18 protein-coding genes are annotated in these 15,617 nt (G+C 70.0%); 6 read left to right on the forward strand and 12 right to left on the reverse strand.

The annotated features are described in order from the left end of the window. Position 1: 1 nt before the first annotated feature. The 11 genes from R2J75_RS08935 to R2J75_RS08985 all read right to left on the reverse strand — a co-directional run bounded on the left by R2J75_RS08935 (position 2) and on the right by R2J75_RS08985 (position 8,518). Positions 2–886 carry a 2-oxoacid:ferredoxin oxidoreductase subunit beta gene (locus R2J75_RS08935; protein ID WP_243334220.1) on the reverse strand — a complete coding sequence of 295 codons (885 nt, stop codon included), beginning with the start codon at positions 884–886 and terminating at the stop codon, positions 2–4. After that, positions 883–2,043 carry a 2-oxoacid:acceptor oxidoreductase subunit alpha gene (locus R2J75_RS08940; protein WP_243347046.1) on the reverse strand — a complete coding sequence of 387 codons (1,161 nt, stop codon included), beginning with the start codon at positions 2,041–2,043 and terminating at the stop codon, positions 883–885. The genes R2J75_RS08935 and R2J75_RS08940 overlap by 4 nt, the downstream gene beginning before the upstream one ends. 30 nt (positions 2,044–2,073) lie before the next feature. Then, a complete protein-coding gene (locus R2J75_RS08945) occupies positions 2,074–2,340 on the reverse strand; it encodes a 4Fe-4S dicluster domain-containing protein (RefSeq protein ID WP_243334215.1) in 267 nt (88 codons plus the stop codon). A gap of 42 nt (positions 2,341–2,382) precedes the next feature. Next, positions 2,383–3,270 (reverse strand): L-serine ammonia-lyase, iron-sulfur-dependent, subunit alpha, encoded by an 888-nt coding sequence (sdaAA, locus tag R2J75_RS08950; protein WP_243334213.1) that lies wholly within the window; start codon positions 3,268–3,270, stop codon positions 2,383–2,385. Beyond that, positions 3,271–3,939 (reverse strand): L-serine ammonia-lyase, iron-sulfur-dependent subunit beta, encoded by a 669-nt coding sequence (gene sdaAB, locus R2J75_RS08955; RefSeq protein ID WP_243334210.1) that lies wholly within the window; start codon positions 3,937–3,939, stop codon positions 3,271–3,273. A 283-nt stretch (positions 3,940–4,222) separates the two neighbouring features. Next, positions 4,223–4,459, reverse strand: a complete 237-nt coding sequence (locus R2J75_RS08960) for a hypothetical protein (RefSeq protein ID WP_243334208.1) — start codon at positions 4,457–4,459, stop codon at positions 4,223–4,225. An 86-nt stretch (positions 4,460–4,545) separates the two neighbouring features. Then, entirely contained in the window at positions 4,546–5,352 is an 807-nt protein-coding gene (locus tag R2J75_RS08965; protein WP_316411520.1) for a tRNA pseudouridine synthase A, read from the reverse strand. After that, entirely contained in the window at positions 5,349–5,747 is a 399-nt protein-coding gene (locus R2J75_RS08970) for a response regulator (protein ID WP_243334204.1), read from the reverse strand. The genes R2J75_RS08965 and R2J75_RS08970 overlap by 4 nt, the downstream gene beginning before the upstream one ends. 26 nt (positions 5,748–5,773) lie before the next feature. Next, the gene (locus R2J75_RS08975) at positions 5,774–6,622 is read right to left on the reverse strand and encodes a PHP domain-containing protein (protein WP_308220524.1); all 849 of its coding nucleotides are present in this window, start codon (positions 6,620–6,622) and stop codon (positions 5,774–5,776) included. Beyond that, positions 6,619–6,903, reverse strand: a complete 285-nt coding sequence (locus R2J75_RS08980) for an EscU/YscU/HrcU family type III secretion system export apparatus switch protein (protein ID WP_243334202.1) — start codon at positions 6,901–6,903, stop codon at positions 6,619–6,621. The genes R2J75_RS08975 and R2J75_RS08980 overlap by 4 nt, the downstream gene beginning before the upstream one ends. Positions 6,904–6,988: 85 nt before the next feature. Then, on the reverse strand, positions 6,989–8,518 hold the full coding sequence (locus tag R2J75_RS08985) for a cellulose synthase family protein (protein ID WP_243334201.1): 1,530 nt from the start codon (positions 8,516–8,518) through the stop codon (positions 6,989–6,991). A 150-nt stretch (positions 8,519–8,668) separates the two neighbouring features. On the opposite strand from R2J75_RS08985, the gene R2J75_RS08990 reads away from it, so the two are divergent. Genes R2J75_RS08990 through R2J75_RS09015 form a run of 6 tightly spaced genes read left to right on the forward strand, consistent with a single transcriptional unit; the run spans position 8,669 to position 14,272 of the window. After that, entirely contained in the window at positions 8,669–10,582 is a 1,914-nt protein-coding gene (locus tag R2J75_RS08990; protein ID WP_243334200.1) for a serine/threonine-protein kinase, read from the forward strand. 29 nt (positions 10,583–10,611) lie between these two features. Beyond that, complete coding sequence (locus R2J75_RS08995) at positions 10,612–11,547, forward strand: hypothetical protein (RefSeq protein ID WP_316411521.1); 936 nt, start codon at positions 10,612–10,614, stop codon at positions 11,545–11,547. A gap of 2 nt (positions 11,548–11,549) precedes the next feature. Further along, a complete protein-coding gene (locus R2J75_RS09000; protein ID WP_243334198.1) occupies positions 11,550–11,921 on the forward strand; it encodes a 5-carboxymethyl-2-hydroxymuconate Delta-isomerase in 372 nt (123 codons plus the stop codon). Then, positions 11,918–12,898: a tRNA dihydrouridine synthase DusB gene (gene dusB, locus R2J75_RS09005; RefSeq protein WP_243334197.1), complete on the forward strand. Its 981-nt coding sequence runs from the start codon at positions 11,918–11,920 to the stop codon at positions 12,896–12,898. Before R2J75_RS09000 ends, dusB begins: the two co-directional genes overlap by 4 nt. Positions 12,899–12,952: 54 nt before the next feature. Then, the gene (locus R2J75_RS09010; RefSeq protein WP_316411522.1) at positions 12,953–13,396 is read left to right on the forward strand and encodes a hypothetical protein; all 444 of its coding nucleotides are present in this window, start codon (positions 12,953–12,955) and stop codon (positions 13,394–13,396) included. Next, positions 13,397–14,272, forward strand: a complete 876-nt coding sequence (locus R2J75_RS09015) for a DMT family transporter (protein WP_316411523.1) — start codon at positions 13,397–13,399, stop codon at positions 14,270–14,272. It abuts the gene before it with no gap. Here R2J75_RS09015 and R2J75_RS09020 read toward each other — a convergent pair. Continuing rightward, a complete protein-coding gene (locus tag R2J75_RS09020; RefSeq protein WP_243334194.1) occupies positions 14,263–15,555 on the reverse strand; it encodes a sensor histidine kinase in 1,293 nt (430 codons plus the stop codon). The two genes, R2J75_RS09015 and R2J75_RS09020, sit on opposite strands and share 10 nt — an antisense overlap. Between the last annotated feature and the right edge of the window lie 62 nt (positions 15,556–15,617).

Consider the following 15,617-nt stretch of genomic DNA (forward strand, 5'->3'; position numbering starts at 1 on the left):
ATCAGCCTCCGTAGGTCTGGAACTTGTCGCCCAGGACCTTGCCGAAATGTTCGTTCATGGAGTCCAGCCAGGTGGGGCGTTCGCGGTCCACGAACTTGCCGACCACGATGTCGCCCTGGAAGGTGAGCCCGACGTCCTTGGTCTCGGCGCCGTTCTTGATCTGGGAGCGCTCCTTGTAGTACTTCACCTGGTCCACGCCGTCGCCCAGGCGGTTGCGGCGGGAGTAGAGGGTGGGGCAGGGCGCCATCACCTCGATGAAGACGAAGCCCTTCTTCTGGAGGCCCTCCTTCATGGCCTTGGCCAGCTGCCGCACGTGGTAGACCGTCCAGCGGGCCACGTAGACCGCGCCGCAGGCGTCGGCCAGGAACGGCAGGTTGAACCCGTTCTCGAAATTGCCGTAGGGCATCGTGGTCTGGGTGGGGCCCAGGGGCGTGGTCGGGGCCACCTGGCCGCCGGTCATGCCGTACGTGAAGTTGTTCACGCAGACGACCATGAGGTCCATGTTGCGCCGCGCGGCGTGCATGAAGTGGTTGCCGCCGATGGCGGTGAGGTCGCCGTCGCCGGAGTAGACGACCACCTTGAGGTTGGGGTTGGCCAGCTTCAGGCCCGTGGCAAAGGGAATGGCCCGGCCGTGGGTGGTGTGGAAGCTGTCCAGGTTCAGGTAGCCCGCCGTGCGCCCCGTGCAGCCGATGCCGCTGACGATGGCGATCTGGTCCATGTCCATGCCGGAGTCGGCGAGGGCCCGGCAGAAGCTGTTGAGGGAGGTGCCGATGCCGCAGCCGGGGCACCAGATGTGGGGGATGCGGTCCTTGCGCAGGAAGGGCAGGACCGGGTTGTCCATCCCGTATTCGAGCTCCTCGGAGGAGGGATCCATCAGAAGGGTCATCGGGAGGCCTCCATGATCGCGGAAAGGATGGTCTCGACGTCGTGCACGGAGCCGCCGGCGTGGGGCACGGAGACGACCTTGGCCACGCCAGCGACCGCTCGTTCGACTTCCTGCACCATCTGGCCCATGTTCATTTCGGGCACCACGAACACCTTGGCGGTCCGGGCCAGCTCCTGCATGCGCTTGGCGGGGAAGGGCCAGGCGATGACGAGGCGGGCGCTGCCCACCTTGACGCCCTTGGCGCGGGCCTGCTCGATGGCGGCCATGGCCACGCGGCTGGTGATGCCGTAGGAGACGACGACGACGTCGGCGTCCTCGGTGCGGTCCTCGCGGACGTCCACGAGCTGGTCGGCGTTCTGCTGGATCTTGCCGATGAGCCGGCCCAGCATGCGCTCCTGGTTGGGGACGCTCATGTCGGGGTAGCCCTTCTCGTTGTGGGTCAGGCCCGTCACGTGGATGCGATGGCCGTCGCCGGCCTTCGTCATCTCGGGGACCAGGTCCTCGGGCGTCGTGCCGTAGACCTGGTACTCGCCCGGACGCTTATTCGTCCACTTGCGCTCCACGACCTCGATGTCCTCGGGCCTGGGGATGTCCACGCGCTCCGTCATGTGGCCCACCACCTCGTCCATCATGAGGAACACGGGCACGCGCCAGGTCTCGGTCAGGTTGAAGGCGCGGACGGTGAGGTCGAAGCACTCCTGGGGGCTGTTCGGGCAGAGGGCGATGATCTGGAAGTCGCCGTGGGAGCCCCACTTCACCTGCATCATGTCGTGCTGGGCCGGGCCGGTGGGGACGCCGGTGGAGGGGCCGCAGCGCTGGACGTCGATCCACACGCAGGGGGTCTCCGTGATGAAGGCGTAGCCCAGGTGCTCCATCATGAGGGACAGGCCGGGGCCGCTGGTCACGTTCATGACCTTCTTCCCGCCCCAGGCGGCGCCCTGGATGGCGATGCTCGCGGCGAGCTCGTCCTCCATCTGGATGAAGACGCCGCCCACCTTGGGAATGCGGGCCGCGAAGCGCTCCACGATCTCGGTGGAGGGGGTGATGGGATATCCGGCCACGAACCGGCAGCCGGCGGCGAGGGCGCCTTCACAGGCGGCGTGGTCGCCGTCGATGAAGTGGACGCCCGTCAGGACTCCTTTGGGATCAGCGTGCAAGGTCTGCCTCCGCTACGGGGATGTGCGTCATTACGCGTTCTGCGCCTTCTTCGCGTCGATGTCCTTCCACCGGGCTCCGTAGATCGCGAAGTCCGGGCAGTAGAGGCCGCAGTTGTCGCAGCCCGTGCAGTCCTCGGGACGCTCGAGGACCGGGAAGTGGTAGCCCTTCGCGTTGAATTCGCGCGAGAACTGCAGGGCGTGGGTGGGGCAGAAGTCGATGCAGTAGGAGCAGCCTTTGCAGACCTCCTGCTTCACCCACACGGTGCCCCGGCCTTTTCGTTCCTGTCCTTCGCTCATGTGAATGGCCCCCCGGGATTGATAGGATGAGGTGATCGTAGTCTATGCGTTGCCGCAGGCGCCGCGACAAGAGTCACAACCGGGGGCGGGCAGTGACGCGAGTCCGCCCCGCGCCGTTTCGCGAAATTCTTCCGGAATGCGCCGTCCGACGCGGCCCATCGTCTCGATGACCTGGTCCGCGGTGAAGGCGCTCTCCACGCCCGCCAGCGCGATCTCCGCGCTCACGACGGCGTTGGCCGCGCCCATGGCGTTGCGGTAGACGCAGGGCACCTCCACGAGTCCCTGGACGGGATCGCAGATGAGCCCCATGACGTTGGAGAGGGCGAAGGCGACGGCGTGGTCCACCTGGAGCGGGGTCCCGCCCATGAGCTCCACGAGCCCGCCGGCCGCCATCGCGGAGGCCGAGCCCACCTCGGCCTGGCAGCCTCCTTCGGCGCCCGAGAGGGAGGCGAGGTGCTCGATCACGAGGCCGACCCCGCCCGCGGTGAAGAAGGCGCGCACGAGCTCCTCCTCGCTGCGGCCCTTCTCGTCCGCGACGGTGAACAGGGCCGCGGGCAGCACGCCGCAGGCGCCGGCCGTGGGCGCGGCGACGATGCGGCCCATGCAGGCGTTCACTTCCGCCACCGCCAGGGCCGTGGCCGCGAGGCGCGTGAAGGCGGGCCCCAGGAGCGAGGCGCCGCTGTCCATCCACGCGGCCATCCGGTGGGCGCCGCCGCGGATGAGGCCGCTCCGGGACATCTGGGGGTTGCCGAGCCCGCGCGCCGCGGACTGGCGCATCACCCGGATGCGCTCGCGCATGAGCGCCTCCAGGGCGGACGGATCACGGCCGCTCTGCGCGGCCTCCTCCGCCAGGAACACGGACCAGAGGGGCGCGTCCCGCTCGAGGGCGGCGGCGCGATAGGCGGAGAGGGTTCCGGCGACCAGGGTCATTCAGCCTCCGAAGCCCAGGCGGGGCACGAAGCGGACCTGCTCCATGTAGGGCAGGTGCCGAAGAGCGTTGAGGATGCCCACCGCGGGCGTGTGGTCGAGTTCCACCGTCATCAGGGCCTGGCCCCCCCGGGAGTCCCGGTGCGCCTTGATGGTGGCGATGTTCATGCCGGCGTTCCCCAGGATGGTGGTCACCATGGCGAGCATGCCGGGACGGTCCGGGTAGACCAGGAGCACCGTCGGATAGACGCCCTCCAGGAACACCGGGAACCCGTCCAGGCCCCACACCTGGATGCGGCCGCCGCCCACGCTGCTGGCGCGCAGCTCCAGGGCGGCGTCCTCCCCCTTGAGGGCCATGCGCACGGAATTGGGGTGGACCTCGCCGAGGTCCGTCGTCTCGAACCGGAAGTCCAGGCCGCGCTCCCGGGCGATCTCCATCGCCGCGGGAATGCCCTCGTCGTCGGGGTCCATGCCCAGGAGCCCCGCCAGGAGGGCCAGGGGCGTGCCGTGCCCCTCCCCGGTGGCCGCGAAGGAGCCGTGGAGGCCGATGACGGCGCGCCCGGGCTCCTCGCCCAGGAGCAGGCGTCCGAATTGTCCGATCCGCACGGCGCCCGCCGTGTGGGAACTGCTGGGGCCCACCATGACGGGGCCGAGGATGTCGAAGATGCCCACAGATCTCGCCTCGCTCGATGTCCGTTCCGGAAGACCCTATCGTACGCGGGCGGGCCGGGATCCGGTGAAAGGTGACCGGATCCACGGAAGGGGGCCCCCGGGGGCGCCCGGTCCATGGAAGGGACGGCGGTGAGACGTGGACCCGTTCTCGGAACGGGCGGGGGGAGCTTTCGGACAGACCCTATCTGCTGACGATCGCCGTGATGTCGGCGACCACCCCCTGCTCCCCGAACGGGCATTGTTGGCGATGACGCGCCATGAAAGTCCCAAGAACCGCTGGCGCCTAGGCCAGCTTCCCGGCGACGGCGGCCAGGAGGTAGCCCGCCAGATATACGAGGGCCGGGGCCCGGTAGTGGCTGTCCCAGCCCGAGCGGTACCAGATGTACAGGCCCACGACGGGGAACGGCACGAGGAGGAGCGCGAGGGCCCAGATCAGGTCCTCCTCCTGGAAGACCTTCACGGCGAACCAGACGCTGCCGAGCGTCAGGAAGACGATGGCCAGCAGGGCGAGGGAGTTCATGGGCGCGCCTCGGGGGAATCGGGAAGCCTGGGAGGGAGATCCCCAGGATACCAGCGGGTGGGCGAGGGCAGGCCGGGGCGGGCCCGTCAGCGGACGCCGGCGGCGCGGAGGGGGCCGGGACCGGGGTCGCCGGGATAGGCGACATGCTCCAGGAAGAGGCCGGCGGCGGGGGCGGCGAGGGCGCCCCAGGCGAGGTTGGCCTCGGGGGTGGGCCGGGCGAGGTCGCCGCGGAGGGCCTCGATCCGGGCCTTGCCCTGGGCGCAGGCGACGGCGGCCCCCACCATCCGGCGCACCTGGCGATGGAGGAAATGGTCGGCGGTGACCCGCAACAGGGCCAGGGACCCGTCCTCGACGCAGTCGATGGCGGTGACGCCGCAGCGCGGGTCGTCGCCCCTGGACAGATCGGCGAAGGCGGACACGTCGTGGGTGCCCTCGAAGGCCATCCAGGCCTCCCGGAGGCGGGCCAGGTCCAGCGCCCCCTTCACCCACCACACGAAGGGCTTCGCGAGCGCGGTGCGGCGCAGGGCGATCTGGTACAGGTAGGTCCGCGTCAGGGCGTCGTGGCGCGCGTGGAAGGCGGCGGGGCATGGGGCGATGGACCGCACCGCGATGTCGTGGGGCAGGCCTTCGTCCAGGATGCGCTGGAGTTCGAAGGGCTTGACGGGCCTTCCGTCCAGGTGGAGGTGGGCCACCTGGCCCAGGGCGTGGACGCCGGCGTCGGTGCGTCCGGAGCCCCCCAGGGTCGAGACGCTGAGTCCGGCCTCGAAGAGCACCCGCTCCAGGGTGCCGGCCACGGTGCGGACGCCCTGCGCGGTCTGCCGCGGTCCCTGTTTCTGCCAGCCCTGGTAGCGGCTTCCGTCGTATTCCAGCAGGAGGCGGAAGGCCGTCTTCATGCGGGGAAGACCCGGTTCACCTCGGCCAGGAAGTGGTCCGGGTCGTGGAGGGGCTTGGCGAGGTAGTGCTCGGCGCCCGTCTCGGCCAGGAACCGCTCCCGGTCCCCGGTCATGGCGTGGGCGGTGGCGAGGATGACGGGGATGCCCCGGGTGGCGGGGTCGGCCTTCAGGAGGCGGGTGATGTAGATGCCGTCCACGTTGCGGCCCTCATGCACGGACCGGGTCAGGCTGATGTCCATGATCACGGCCGAAAGGGTGCCGGAGCGCGCCAGGTCGAGGATCTCGTACACGTCCTCGGACACCACGACCTCGAACCCGCCCTTCCGGACGAGGACGACCTTCATGAATTTGACGTTGATCGGATCATCCTCGACGATCAGGATCTTTCGGCTCATGGGTGCTGTCCTCGGCTGCCCTTCCACTATACCGCGCATCCGGGGCGGCGCCCCTTCAACTGGTCCAGGACGGCGTCGGGCACGTGCAGGGAGCCCGTCCCGACGCCCAGGTGCTGGCCGGGCTTGTGGCCGCCGTGGTAGTCGCTGCCGCCGGAGGCCACCATGTCCAGGTCCGCCGCCAGGTCCAGGAAGTAGCGGTGCTCCTGGGGGCCGTAGTCGGGGTAGTGGGCCTCCAGGCCCGCCATGCCCGCGGCCTTGAGCTCCGCCATGGCCTCGTCCCAGCGGAAGGCGCGGCTGGTGAAGCGCCCGGGGTGCGCGACGACGGCCACGCCGCCCGCGTCCCGGATCCACGCGGCGGCCTCGCCGGGGGTGAGGTCCCGGAGGGGGACGAAGGCGGGGCCGTCGTCCCCGATGTAGCGCCGGAAGGCGTCCTGGGGGCTGCCGGCGGCGCCCCGCGCCACCAGGGCCCGGGCGAAGTGGGTCCGGCTCACGGTGTCCGTGGGGGCCAGGGCGGCCACCTCCTCCCAGGTGATGGGGACGCCCAGCTCGCGGAGGCGGGCCACCATCGCGCGGTTGCGCTCCACGCGGCGGTCCCGCATGTCCTGGATGCGGGCCCGGAAGGCCGGATCCAGGGGATCGACGAAGAGCCCGAGCACGTGGAGGACCCGGCCCAGGTAGCGGCAGCTCAGCTCCACGCCGGGCACCAGCTCCACGCCGGTGCGGGGTTGACACGCGAGGAACCGGTCGAGCCCCTCCAGGGTGTCGTGGTCCGTGAGGGCCAGGGCCGTGAGGCCTGCCTGTTCGGCCAGCTCCACGAGCCGCTCCGGGGTATCGGTGCCATCGGAATAGATGGAATGGGCATGAAGGTCGATCACGGGGCGGGTGCTCCTGCGTTGGCCCGGTAAATGGCGGCCAGCATGATGGCGACCGCCTGGAAGAGCTCGGGGGGGATGATCTGGTCCAGGTCCAGGGGGGCGAGGGCGGCCAGCAGGTCGGGATCCCGCTCGACGGGAATCCCGTGCTCCCGGGCCAGGGCCAGGATCCGGTCCGCCAGCATCCCCTCCCCCTTGGCGACCAGCCGGGGGGCGATGTCCCCGAAGGGGGCCTCGGGAGCGTAGCGGAGCGCCACGGCTCCTTTGCGGCGGGGGACGGCCATGCTCCAGCCTACGGCATCCCGCGGGGCCCGGCGCCAAAAAAACGCCGGCCACGGGGGCCGGCGTTCGCTTGGAGAAGGGAAGGACCTACTGGACGAGGCTGCTCTGGGTCTCGTCGTCCTCGAGCTCGTCCATGGCCAGGCGGCGGAAGATCTTGACGTCGGCGAGGGACATGAAGCTGATGTAGGCGAAGCCGGAGAAGAACAGCCAGAGGAAGGGGACCGAGGCCCACTTGCGGATGTAGATGGCCACGCAGACGGCGCCGAAGTAGTAGACGGCGAAGGCGGCCTCGAGGATCGTCATGACGCTCTTGGGAACCTTGTAGGCGCGGGCCTTGCCGGGGACGGTGGCCTTGCCCTTCTCGTCGACGCCGAGCTTGGGGGTGCGCTTGAACTCGATGTCGTCGGTGAAGAAGCCCTCGAGCACGGCCTTGGCCTGGTTGAGGCAGAGGCCGATGCCCAGGCTCATGAGGCCGGGGACGTACTTCAGGCGGCTGGTCCAGTTCTTGTTGTTGTAGACCTCACGCTGGGACAGGCCGAAGTAGAGGCCGACGCTGACGGCGTTGAGCAGGAAGAAGGGGCCGTCGGTGAGGAGGAGGACCTTGGCGGGGGTGCCGGCCCGGAAGTACATCGAGGGCACCATGATGACGGCCAGGACGACCATCAGCATGTAGTTGCAGTTGGCGGTGAGGTGGAACCAGCACTCGGCCTTGGTGTGGAGGCTCTCCTTGCTGGTGAGGATGGTCTTCATGAGCTTGCGGATGACCTGGGCGTTGCCCTTGGCCCAGCGGTGCTGCTGGCTCTTGAAGGCGTTGACCTCGACGGGCAGCTCGGCGGGGACGACCATGTCCTTGAGGTAGACGCCCTTCCAGCCCTTGAGCTGGGCGCGGTAGGACAGGTCGGCGTCCTCGGTGATGGTGTCGTGCTCCCAGCCGCCGGCGTCGGCGATGGCGGAGACGCGCCACATGCCCGCGGTGCCGGAGAAGTTGAAGAAGGCATGGGAGCGGTTGCGGGCGGTGTGCTCGAAGACGAAGTGGCCGTCCAGCAGGATGGCCTGGACCTGGGTCAGGAGGCTGAAGTCGCGGTTCAGGTGGTCCCAGCAGCCCTGGATGAAGGCGATCTTGTCATCCTTGAAGTGGGGGACGGCCTTGCGGAGGAAGTCCTCGGTGGGCAGGAAGTCGGCGTCGAACATGGCGACGAACTCGCCCTTGGCGGTCTTCAGGCCGTTGTCCAGGGCGCCGGCCTTGAAGCCGGTGCGGTCGGTGCGGTGGATGTAGGAGATGTCCCAGCCGAGGTTGCGGTACTTCTCGCAGACGGCCTGGGCGACCTTGACGGTGTCGTCCGTGGAGTCGTCGAGCATCTGGATCTCGAGCTTCTCCTTGGGCCAGTCCATGCGGACGACGTAGTCCATGAGGCGTTCGACCACGTTCATCTCGTTGAAGACGGCAAGCTGGACGGTGACCATGGGCTCGAAGCTGCGGTCGCCGGCGGGCTGGGGGGGCTGATGCTTGTGGCGGAAATAGAGGATCAGCATCCACAGCCGATGAGCACCGTAGATGCTCAGGATCGTGAGGATGGTGAAGTAGGTGGCCAGGGTCGCCGTCTTGAGCACTTCCATCTCTGTATCCTTCTCCAAGCGGGCTTGCCCAAGGCGCAAGCGATGCTTTATCCTGCCAGTCTGCCAGGAAAGATCAATAAATCCATAGGTATTTCACCCTTTTTTCGTCACAATTGAGCCACAATAACTGCATTGCCTGGACCTTCCTGCATGGCCGAAGTCGAAAATTTCCCTAACCAGATCGGACGCTACGAGATCAAGGGGCTGCTCGGCGCCGGGGCCATGGGGGCGGTGTATCTGGCGGAAGATCCCCGGATCAAGCGCAAGCTGGCGATCAAGGTGGTGAAACTCAACGCCATCGGCAGCGAGCAGGAGCGGAAGGAGTTCCTGGCCCGCTTCCAGCGCGAGGCGGAGGTCTCCGGGGTGCTGAACGACCCGGGCATCGTCACCATCTACGATGTGGGCGACAGCGAGCTCGGGCCCTTCCTGGCCATGGAGTACGTCCAGGGGCAGACCCTGGACGCCCTCATGAAGGGCGGAACCCCGCTGGGGCTGAGGGAGAAGCTGACCATCGCCGCGGGCATCGCGGCCGCCCTCGACCACGCCCATGACAAGGGCATCGTCCACCGGGACGTCAAGCCCGGCAACGTGATGATCACCGAGGACCTCAAGCCCAAGCTCATGGACTTCGGCATCGCCAAGCGCGAGGACGCGAGCCTCACCCAGACCGGCACCTTCCTGGGGACGCCCAGCTACGCCAGCCCCGAGCAGATCCGGGAGGGCACGGCCCAGGCGGCCTCCGACGTCTTCAGCTTCGGGGTCCTCACCTTCGAGCTGCTCAGCGGCAGCCTCCCGTTCCCCGGCACCAGCATCAACACCATCCTCTACCGGATCGTCAACGAGGCCCCCGTGGAGATCAAGCCCCCGGTGGAGGGCCTCCTGCCCGAGGCCTGGGACCGGGTCTTCGCCAAGGTCCTGGCCAAGGATCCCGCCGACCGCCACGCCTCCTGCTCCGCCTTCGTGCGCGACCTGCTGGAGGGGGCCAGGGACCTGGGCCGGACCGACCGGATGCGCCTCCTGGGCGGGCTCAAGCCCGACCAGGCCGGGACGCAGCGGCGGGTGCTCCCCCCCCTGGAGGCCGGCGAGGACCATCCGGAGATCCGGTCGGTGGTCGCGGCGCCCCGGGGCCGGGCCGGGCGGTACCTCGCGGCGGCCGGGGCCCTGGTGCTCCTCCTCGCCGCCGGCGGCTATGCGCTGACCCGCAGGAGCGGCAGCGTCCAGGTGGCCCTGGAGACCACGCCAGCGGGCGTCCGGGCCATCGTTTCCGGCAAGGAGGCCGGGGTGACCCCCCTCCCGCTGACCCTCCGGAACGGGGAGGTGGTGCGACTGGAGAAGAAGGGCTACAAGCCTCTCGACTGGCGCTTCCAGGGGGACGCGACCCCCCGGCTCAGCCTGGAGCCGGTCCGGACCTCCGAGACGATCCGCACCTACCCGGAAGGCGCGACCGTGGTCCTGGACACCGTGAAGCTGGAAGGCACGACCCCCCTGACGATCCCGGACTGGGACCAGTCTGTGAAGCACGACCTGACCTGCACCAAGGGGGACCTGGGCCTGGCCACCACGTTCAACGAGGGGGAGGCCCCGGGCTCCCAGGTCTTCACCCTCGCGCCGGCCTCCCAGATGCGCGCCACGGCCGTGGCGCCCTCGGTGGACCTGAAGGCTCCAGGCACCCTGCGCTTCTCGGCCCCCTATCCCGTCCGCGTCAAGGTGGACGGCAAGGACCTGGGCGAGGTGCGCGAGGGCGGATCCCTCAGCGTCCCCCCCGGGAGCCACCGGCTGGAGCTGAGCAACCCCCGCGTCTTCCTGCGGGAGTCCGTGACGGTCACCCTCAGCCCCGGCCAGCCCACCTCGGTGGGGCTGCCGGGCCTGTGCAGCCTCACGGTCAACACCTTCCCCAATTCGGGGGCGGTGATCATCGACGGGATCCCCACCTCGGTCGAGAGCGACGGCGCCACCCCCATCCAGGTGGTGAAGGGCCGGCACACGGTGAACGTCCAGGGCCGCAGCGGCGGGAACCAGACGGTGGACCTCACCGCCGACTACAAGTTGAACATGCGATATTGAGCGCCCGATGGTAGTTTCGTGGAATGGAGATGTCCGCACCGACCCCTGAACCGATGCCCCGGGACGAGGAGACCCCCAGCCCCCAGGGGCCGTGGCGCTACCTGGCCGGCGCCGTCCGGGGCGGGCTGTCCGGGTGGACCCTCCAGTTCCTCGGCGCCTGGCTCTGCTTCCATGTGCTGACGAGCGCCTTCTGGGCCCTCCACCTCCAGCGCCTGGCGGGAGCGAGCGGCCTGCCCGCCTACTGGGGCGAGCTGGTGACGGCCCGGGACCTCTGGGAACTGTTCGAGAACGGCGGGCTCAAGGACCACCTCCTGGGCTTCGGCGCCCCCGCCGCGGCCGTCCTGGCTTTCGCTTGGTCGCTTTGGGCCGGCTGGAAGCTCCAGGCCAGGGCCGCCGGGGTTCCCGCCACCTTCCGCGCCTGGATCTGGGGGTTCGCGGACGCCCTCCTGATCGGGGCCCTGCCCGTGGGCTGTCTGGCCTGGCTCGTCCTTGCCTGCCTGTCGGGCTTGGCCTCCACCGGCATCCAGGGCCTCGGCTGGCTCGACTGGATCGGCGGCACGATCCTTCGGCTCGCCTTCCTCTCCACCTTCTTCCTCCAGGCCTGGATCTGCCGGCTGGGCCGGGCCGGCCACGCCACCTGGGGGATGGGCTCCTGGGAGGCCCTGCGCGGCCACCTGGTCCGGAGCTTCCTGCGCCTGTGGACCCACCCCATCCAGTGGCCCGCCCTCGTCGTGGCGGGTTCCGCGGTCCGGGCTGGCCTGCCCTTCCTGGTGGTGATCCTGGGCTGGCGCATGGGCGGCGGGACGCCTGGTCGTGTGGTCCTCCTCCTCCTCCTTCAGGCGGCCGCCGTGCTCGCCTCCGCCTGGCTCATGACCTGGTTCCTCCGCGTCACGGCCCTCTACTGGCGCAACGACGCCCGGGTCCGGGCGGCGATCCGGGAGCTGGAATCCGGGGCGCGGAGCTGACCATGCCCCACACGCTGCTCGAATACACGGCCAACGTGGCCGAATCCCCCGACCTCCAGGCTTTCTGGGAGCGCCTCCACCGCCACCTCGAGGCGACGGCCCCCTGCCGGATCCAGGACATCAAGAGCCGCGCCCGGCGCTGCGAGGACTTCCGCATGGGCGCCGGCGGCGGCCACGCCTTCGTGCACCTGACCATCCAGCTCATGGAGGGGCGCACGCCCGAGACCCTGGCCCAGGTGGGGCAGGGGGCCCTGGCCCTCCTCCGGGAGGCCTTCCCGCGCACCCTGGCGGAGCGGGAGGCGGACCTCACCGTGGAGATCCGCGGCATGCGGAAGGACAGCTACTTCAAGACCACCTCCGTGAAGGCCCCGTGACGTTCCCGCATTCCTCCTTCAGCATCGGCCCCCATGTCATCCAGCCGCCCCTGGTCATGGCCCCCCTCCACGAGATCACGGACCAGCCCTTCCGGCGCATGATCCGCCAGGTGGGCGGGGTCGGCCTCACCGTCTCGGAGATGATCAGCAGCGAGGCCCTCATCCGGCATGCCCGGAAGGCGGAGCGCATGATGGCCGGGGAGGGGGAGCGGCCCTTCGCCATGCAACTGGCGGGGAGCGTCCCCGAGCATCTGGGCGAGGCCGCGGCCCTGGCCCAGGCCGCCGGCGCCGACATCGTGGACATCAACATGGGCTGTCCGGCCAGCAACGTGACCCGGGGCGGGGCGGGCTCGGCCCTCCTGCGCGACATCCGGCTCGCCGAGGCGGTGGTGAAGGCGGTCGTGAAGGCCGTGGACGTGCCCGTGACCGTCAAGATGCGGGCCGGCTGGGACAACAGCCAGAAGGAGCGGGCCGACTACCTGGACTTCCTCCGCATGTTCGAGGCCAACGGGGTCCGCGCCCTGGCCATCCACCCCCGCACCCGGGCCCAGCAGTACGAAGGCCACGCGGACTGGAGCCTCATCGCCCGGGCCGTGGAGGCCGGCACGGCCTTCCCCATCATCGGCAACGGCGACGTGAACACCCCCGAGGACGCCTTCCGCATGGTGGCCGAGACCGGATGCCACGGCGTGATGGTCGGGCGCGCCGCGCTCACCAACCCCTGGATCTTCCGGCAGATCCTGGAGCCCGGCCTCCAGGTGACCGAACTCCAGCGCATCGAGCTCTGCCTGGATTTCATGCGCCTCCTCCAGGACCTGCTCGAGCCCCGGGAGGCCCTGCACAAGATGAAGAAGATCGGCGGCTGGTTCACCAAGGGCATCCCCGGAGGGAGCGCCTTCCGCCAGAACCTCCACGAGATCTCCGCCCCCGAGGAGATCCTGGAGAAGCTCGAGGCGCTGCGGTCCCGGGCCCGGTAGGGGTGCCGCCCCCGTGGTAGAGTCGGAGCTTCCGACCCTCTTCCTGGATGTGCCGTGGCCCCTCTCCGCCTGTCCCTGCTGCTGCTCCTGCTTCCCCTGGCCTGCAAGGGCCCGGACGGTTCCGGCTATGGCCGGGCGCCCATCGCGCCGCCGGACGCGGTTCGGCTGGCCGCGAAGTCCCCGGACGGGGTGAAGGGGGTGTTCGAGGTGACGATCCTGCGGGCCGAGGCCACCCGGGGCATGGTGTATCTCAATTCCGAGGCGGACTACCGGGACCCGCGCTGCCTGACCGTGGCGGTGACCCCGTCCGTCGCCGGGACGCTCATGGCCCGCCTGGGGGTCAAGCGCGTGGAGGACCTGCGGAACCGGACCCTGCGGGTGAAGGGCACGGCCCGCCAGGTGAAGATCCATTTCGTGGACAACGGCCGGGTGACCGACCGGTACTATTTCCAGACCCACGTGTTCGTGGACGGCGCCAGCCAGGTGAGCTTCCTGTAGATGTCCGCCTCGGCCCGCTTCGTCCTGGTCATGCTCCTGCACACCACGTTCGCGGCGGGGGTGTACCTCATCGGCAAGCCCGCGACCGTGACCATCCCGATCCCCGTCCTGGCCCTGTTCCGGGGGGCGGTGGCGGCGGTGGGCTTCCTGGGCATCGCCCGGGCCCGCGGACTGGACCTGGCCGGAGCCTTCCGCGCGGACCGGCGCGCCTTCCTCCTGGCGGCCTTCCTGGGGGTGGCCGTGAACCAGGTGGTGTTCCTGTACGGGCTCCGGTACACCCTGGGCTCCCACGCCGCCCTCCTCTACGCCCTCACCCCGACCCTGGTGCTGCTGATCGGCTGGGTCCGGGGCGTGGAGCGCCCGAGCCTGCGCAAGGCGGCGGGCATCGCCCTGGCCTTCGGCGGGGTGCTGGCGCTTTTCCTGGACCGCGCCGGCGCGGCCCTGCCGCCGCGCTGGCTCCTGGGGGACCTCCTGGTCCTGGCGGCGGTCCTGGCCTGGGCGGCCTACACCGTGGCGAGCCGGCCCCTGTCCATCCGCCACGGCGCGGCCACGTCCACGGCCCTGGTGATGCTGCTCGGCTTCGCCATGATGCTGCCCCTGGGCTGCCTCGGGCTCGCCGGGTTCCGGCCCTCCGGGGTGCCGGCGGCGGGCTGGGTGGGGGCGGTCTACCTGGGCGTCGTCGCCAGCGTCGTGATGTACCTCCTCTGGGTCCACGCCCTCTCGCTGAAGGAGCCCAGCCGCGTGGCCATCGCCGCCAACGGGCAGCCCGTGCTCACGGCCCTCCTGGCCTGGGCCTTCCTGGGCCAGCCGGTCACCCCGCACTTCCTCCTGGGGGCCGCGCTCGTGGTCTCGGGCGTCGTCCTCAGTCATGCCTGAGGGGACGGCAGGGGTTGGGGCAGGTCGAAGGCGAACTCGGCCCAGGCCCCTTCCTGGCTCTGGGCGTCCATGCGCCCCCCGTGGAGGTTCACGATGCGCCAGGCGGTGTAGAGGCCCACGCCGGTGCCCTTGCGGCCCTGGAGGGCGGGCGTCTGGAGCCGGCTGAACTTCCGGAAGAGGCGGGTGCGCTCCGAGGCGGGGAAGCCGGGCCCCTCGTTCCAGACGGCGAAGGCGATGCGGTCCGGATGGCGTTCGACGGTCACGCGCAGCAGGCCGCCCTCGGCGCCGTATTTCACGGCGTTGCCCAGCAGGTTGACGAGGACGATGCGGATGAGGGAGGGGTCGCAGGCCACGGGGGCGGGGTCCGGAGGCAGGTGGCGCTCCACGCGCATGCGCCGGGCCTCGGCCAGGGGCTGGACGACGTCGAGGGCGGATTCCACCAGGGCGCCCAGGGGCGCCTCCTCGGGCCGGAGGACCATGTGGCCCCCCTCCATGCGGGCCAGGTCCAGGTACTCCCTCACCAGGTCGAGCAGGTAGTTGCCCTTCTCGATGAGGCGGTCGAGCTTCTGGATCTGGCGGGGCTCCAGGTCGCCCAGGTAGCCCCCGGTGAGGACCCGGGCGTCGGTGATCATGCTGGCGACGGGGTTCTTCAGCTCGTGGCTGACGAAGGCGAGCATCTCGTTGTAGGCCTGGTTGGCGGCGGTGAGCTGTTCGATCCGCCAGGCCTTCTCCACGGCCTGGGACAGGCGTTCCGCCAGCTCCATCCACAGCTGGACGTGGTAGGGGGTGTAGGCGCGGGGTTCCCTGGAACTGAGGAAGAGGACGCCCACCGACCGGTCCTTCACCCGCAGGGGGCAGGTGAGGGAACTGCGGACCCCCTCCCGGATGAGCAGCCGGGTGGATTGGCTGCGGGGGTGTTCGGCCAGGTAGCGCGGCAGGTCGTAGATGACCCGGGCGCAGTTGGTCTCCAGGACGCGCTGGAGGCTGCTCCCGGCCAGGTCCTCGTGGTAGCCGTCCCGGAGGAGCACGGGCTCGTACAGGGCGCGGTACCGCTGGGCGACGATGCGGCGGCCCTCGTCCTCGGCCAGGGCCAGGCCGATGCGGTCGCAGGGGTACAGTTCGCGCACCCCCTGGAACAGCAGGTCCAGGAGGTCGTCCAGGGAACTTTCCCCGGCGACCTTCTGGTTGAGCCGGTCGAGGACGGCCTGCTCCTCCGCGTCGAACGCGCGTCCCGGCGCCCCGGTCGGGGCCAGGAAGTGGAGGATCGGGTGGTTGTCCGCCATTTGCCACCAGGATACCCTGTCCCGCAAGGGAAGACGCAACGCCTGAAACTTGGGTCGAAAGG

The organism is Mesoterricola sediminis (genome assembly GCF_030295425.1).
Lineage (GTDB): Bacteria > Acidobacteriota > Holophagae > Holophagales > Holophagaceae > Mesoterricola > Mesoterricola sediminis.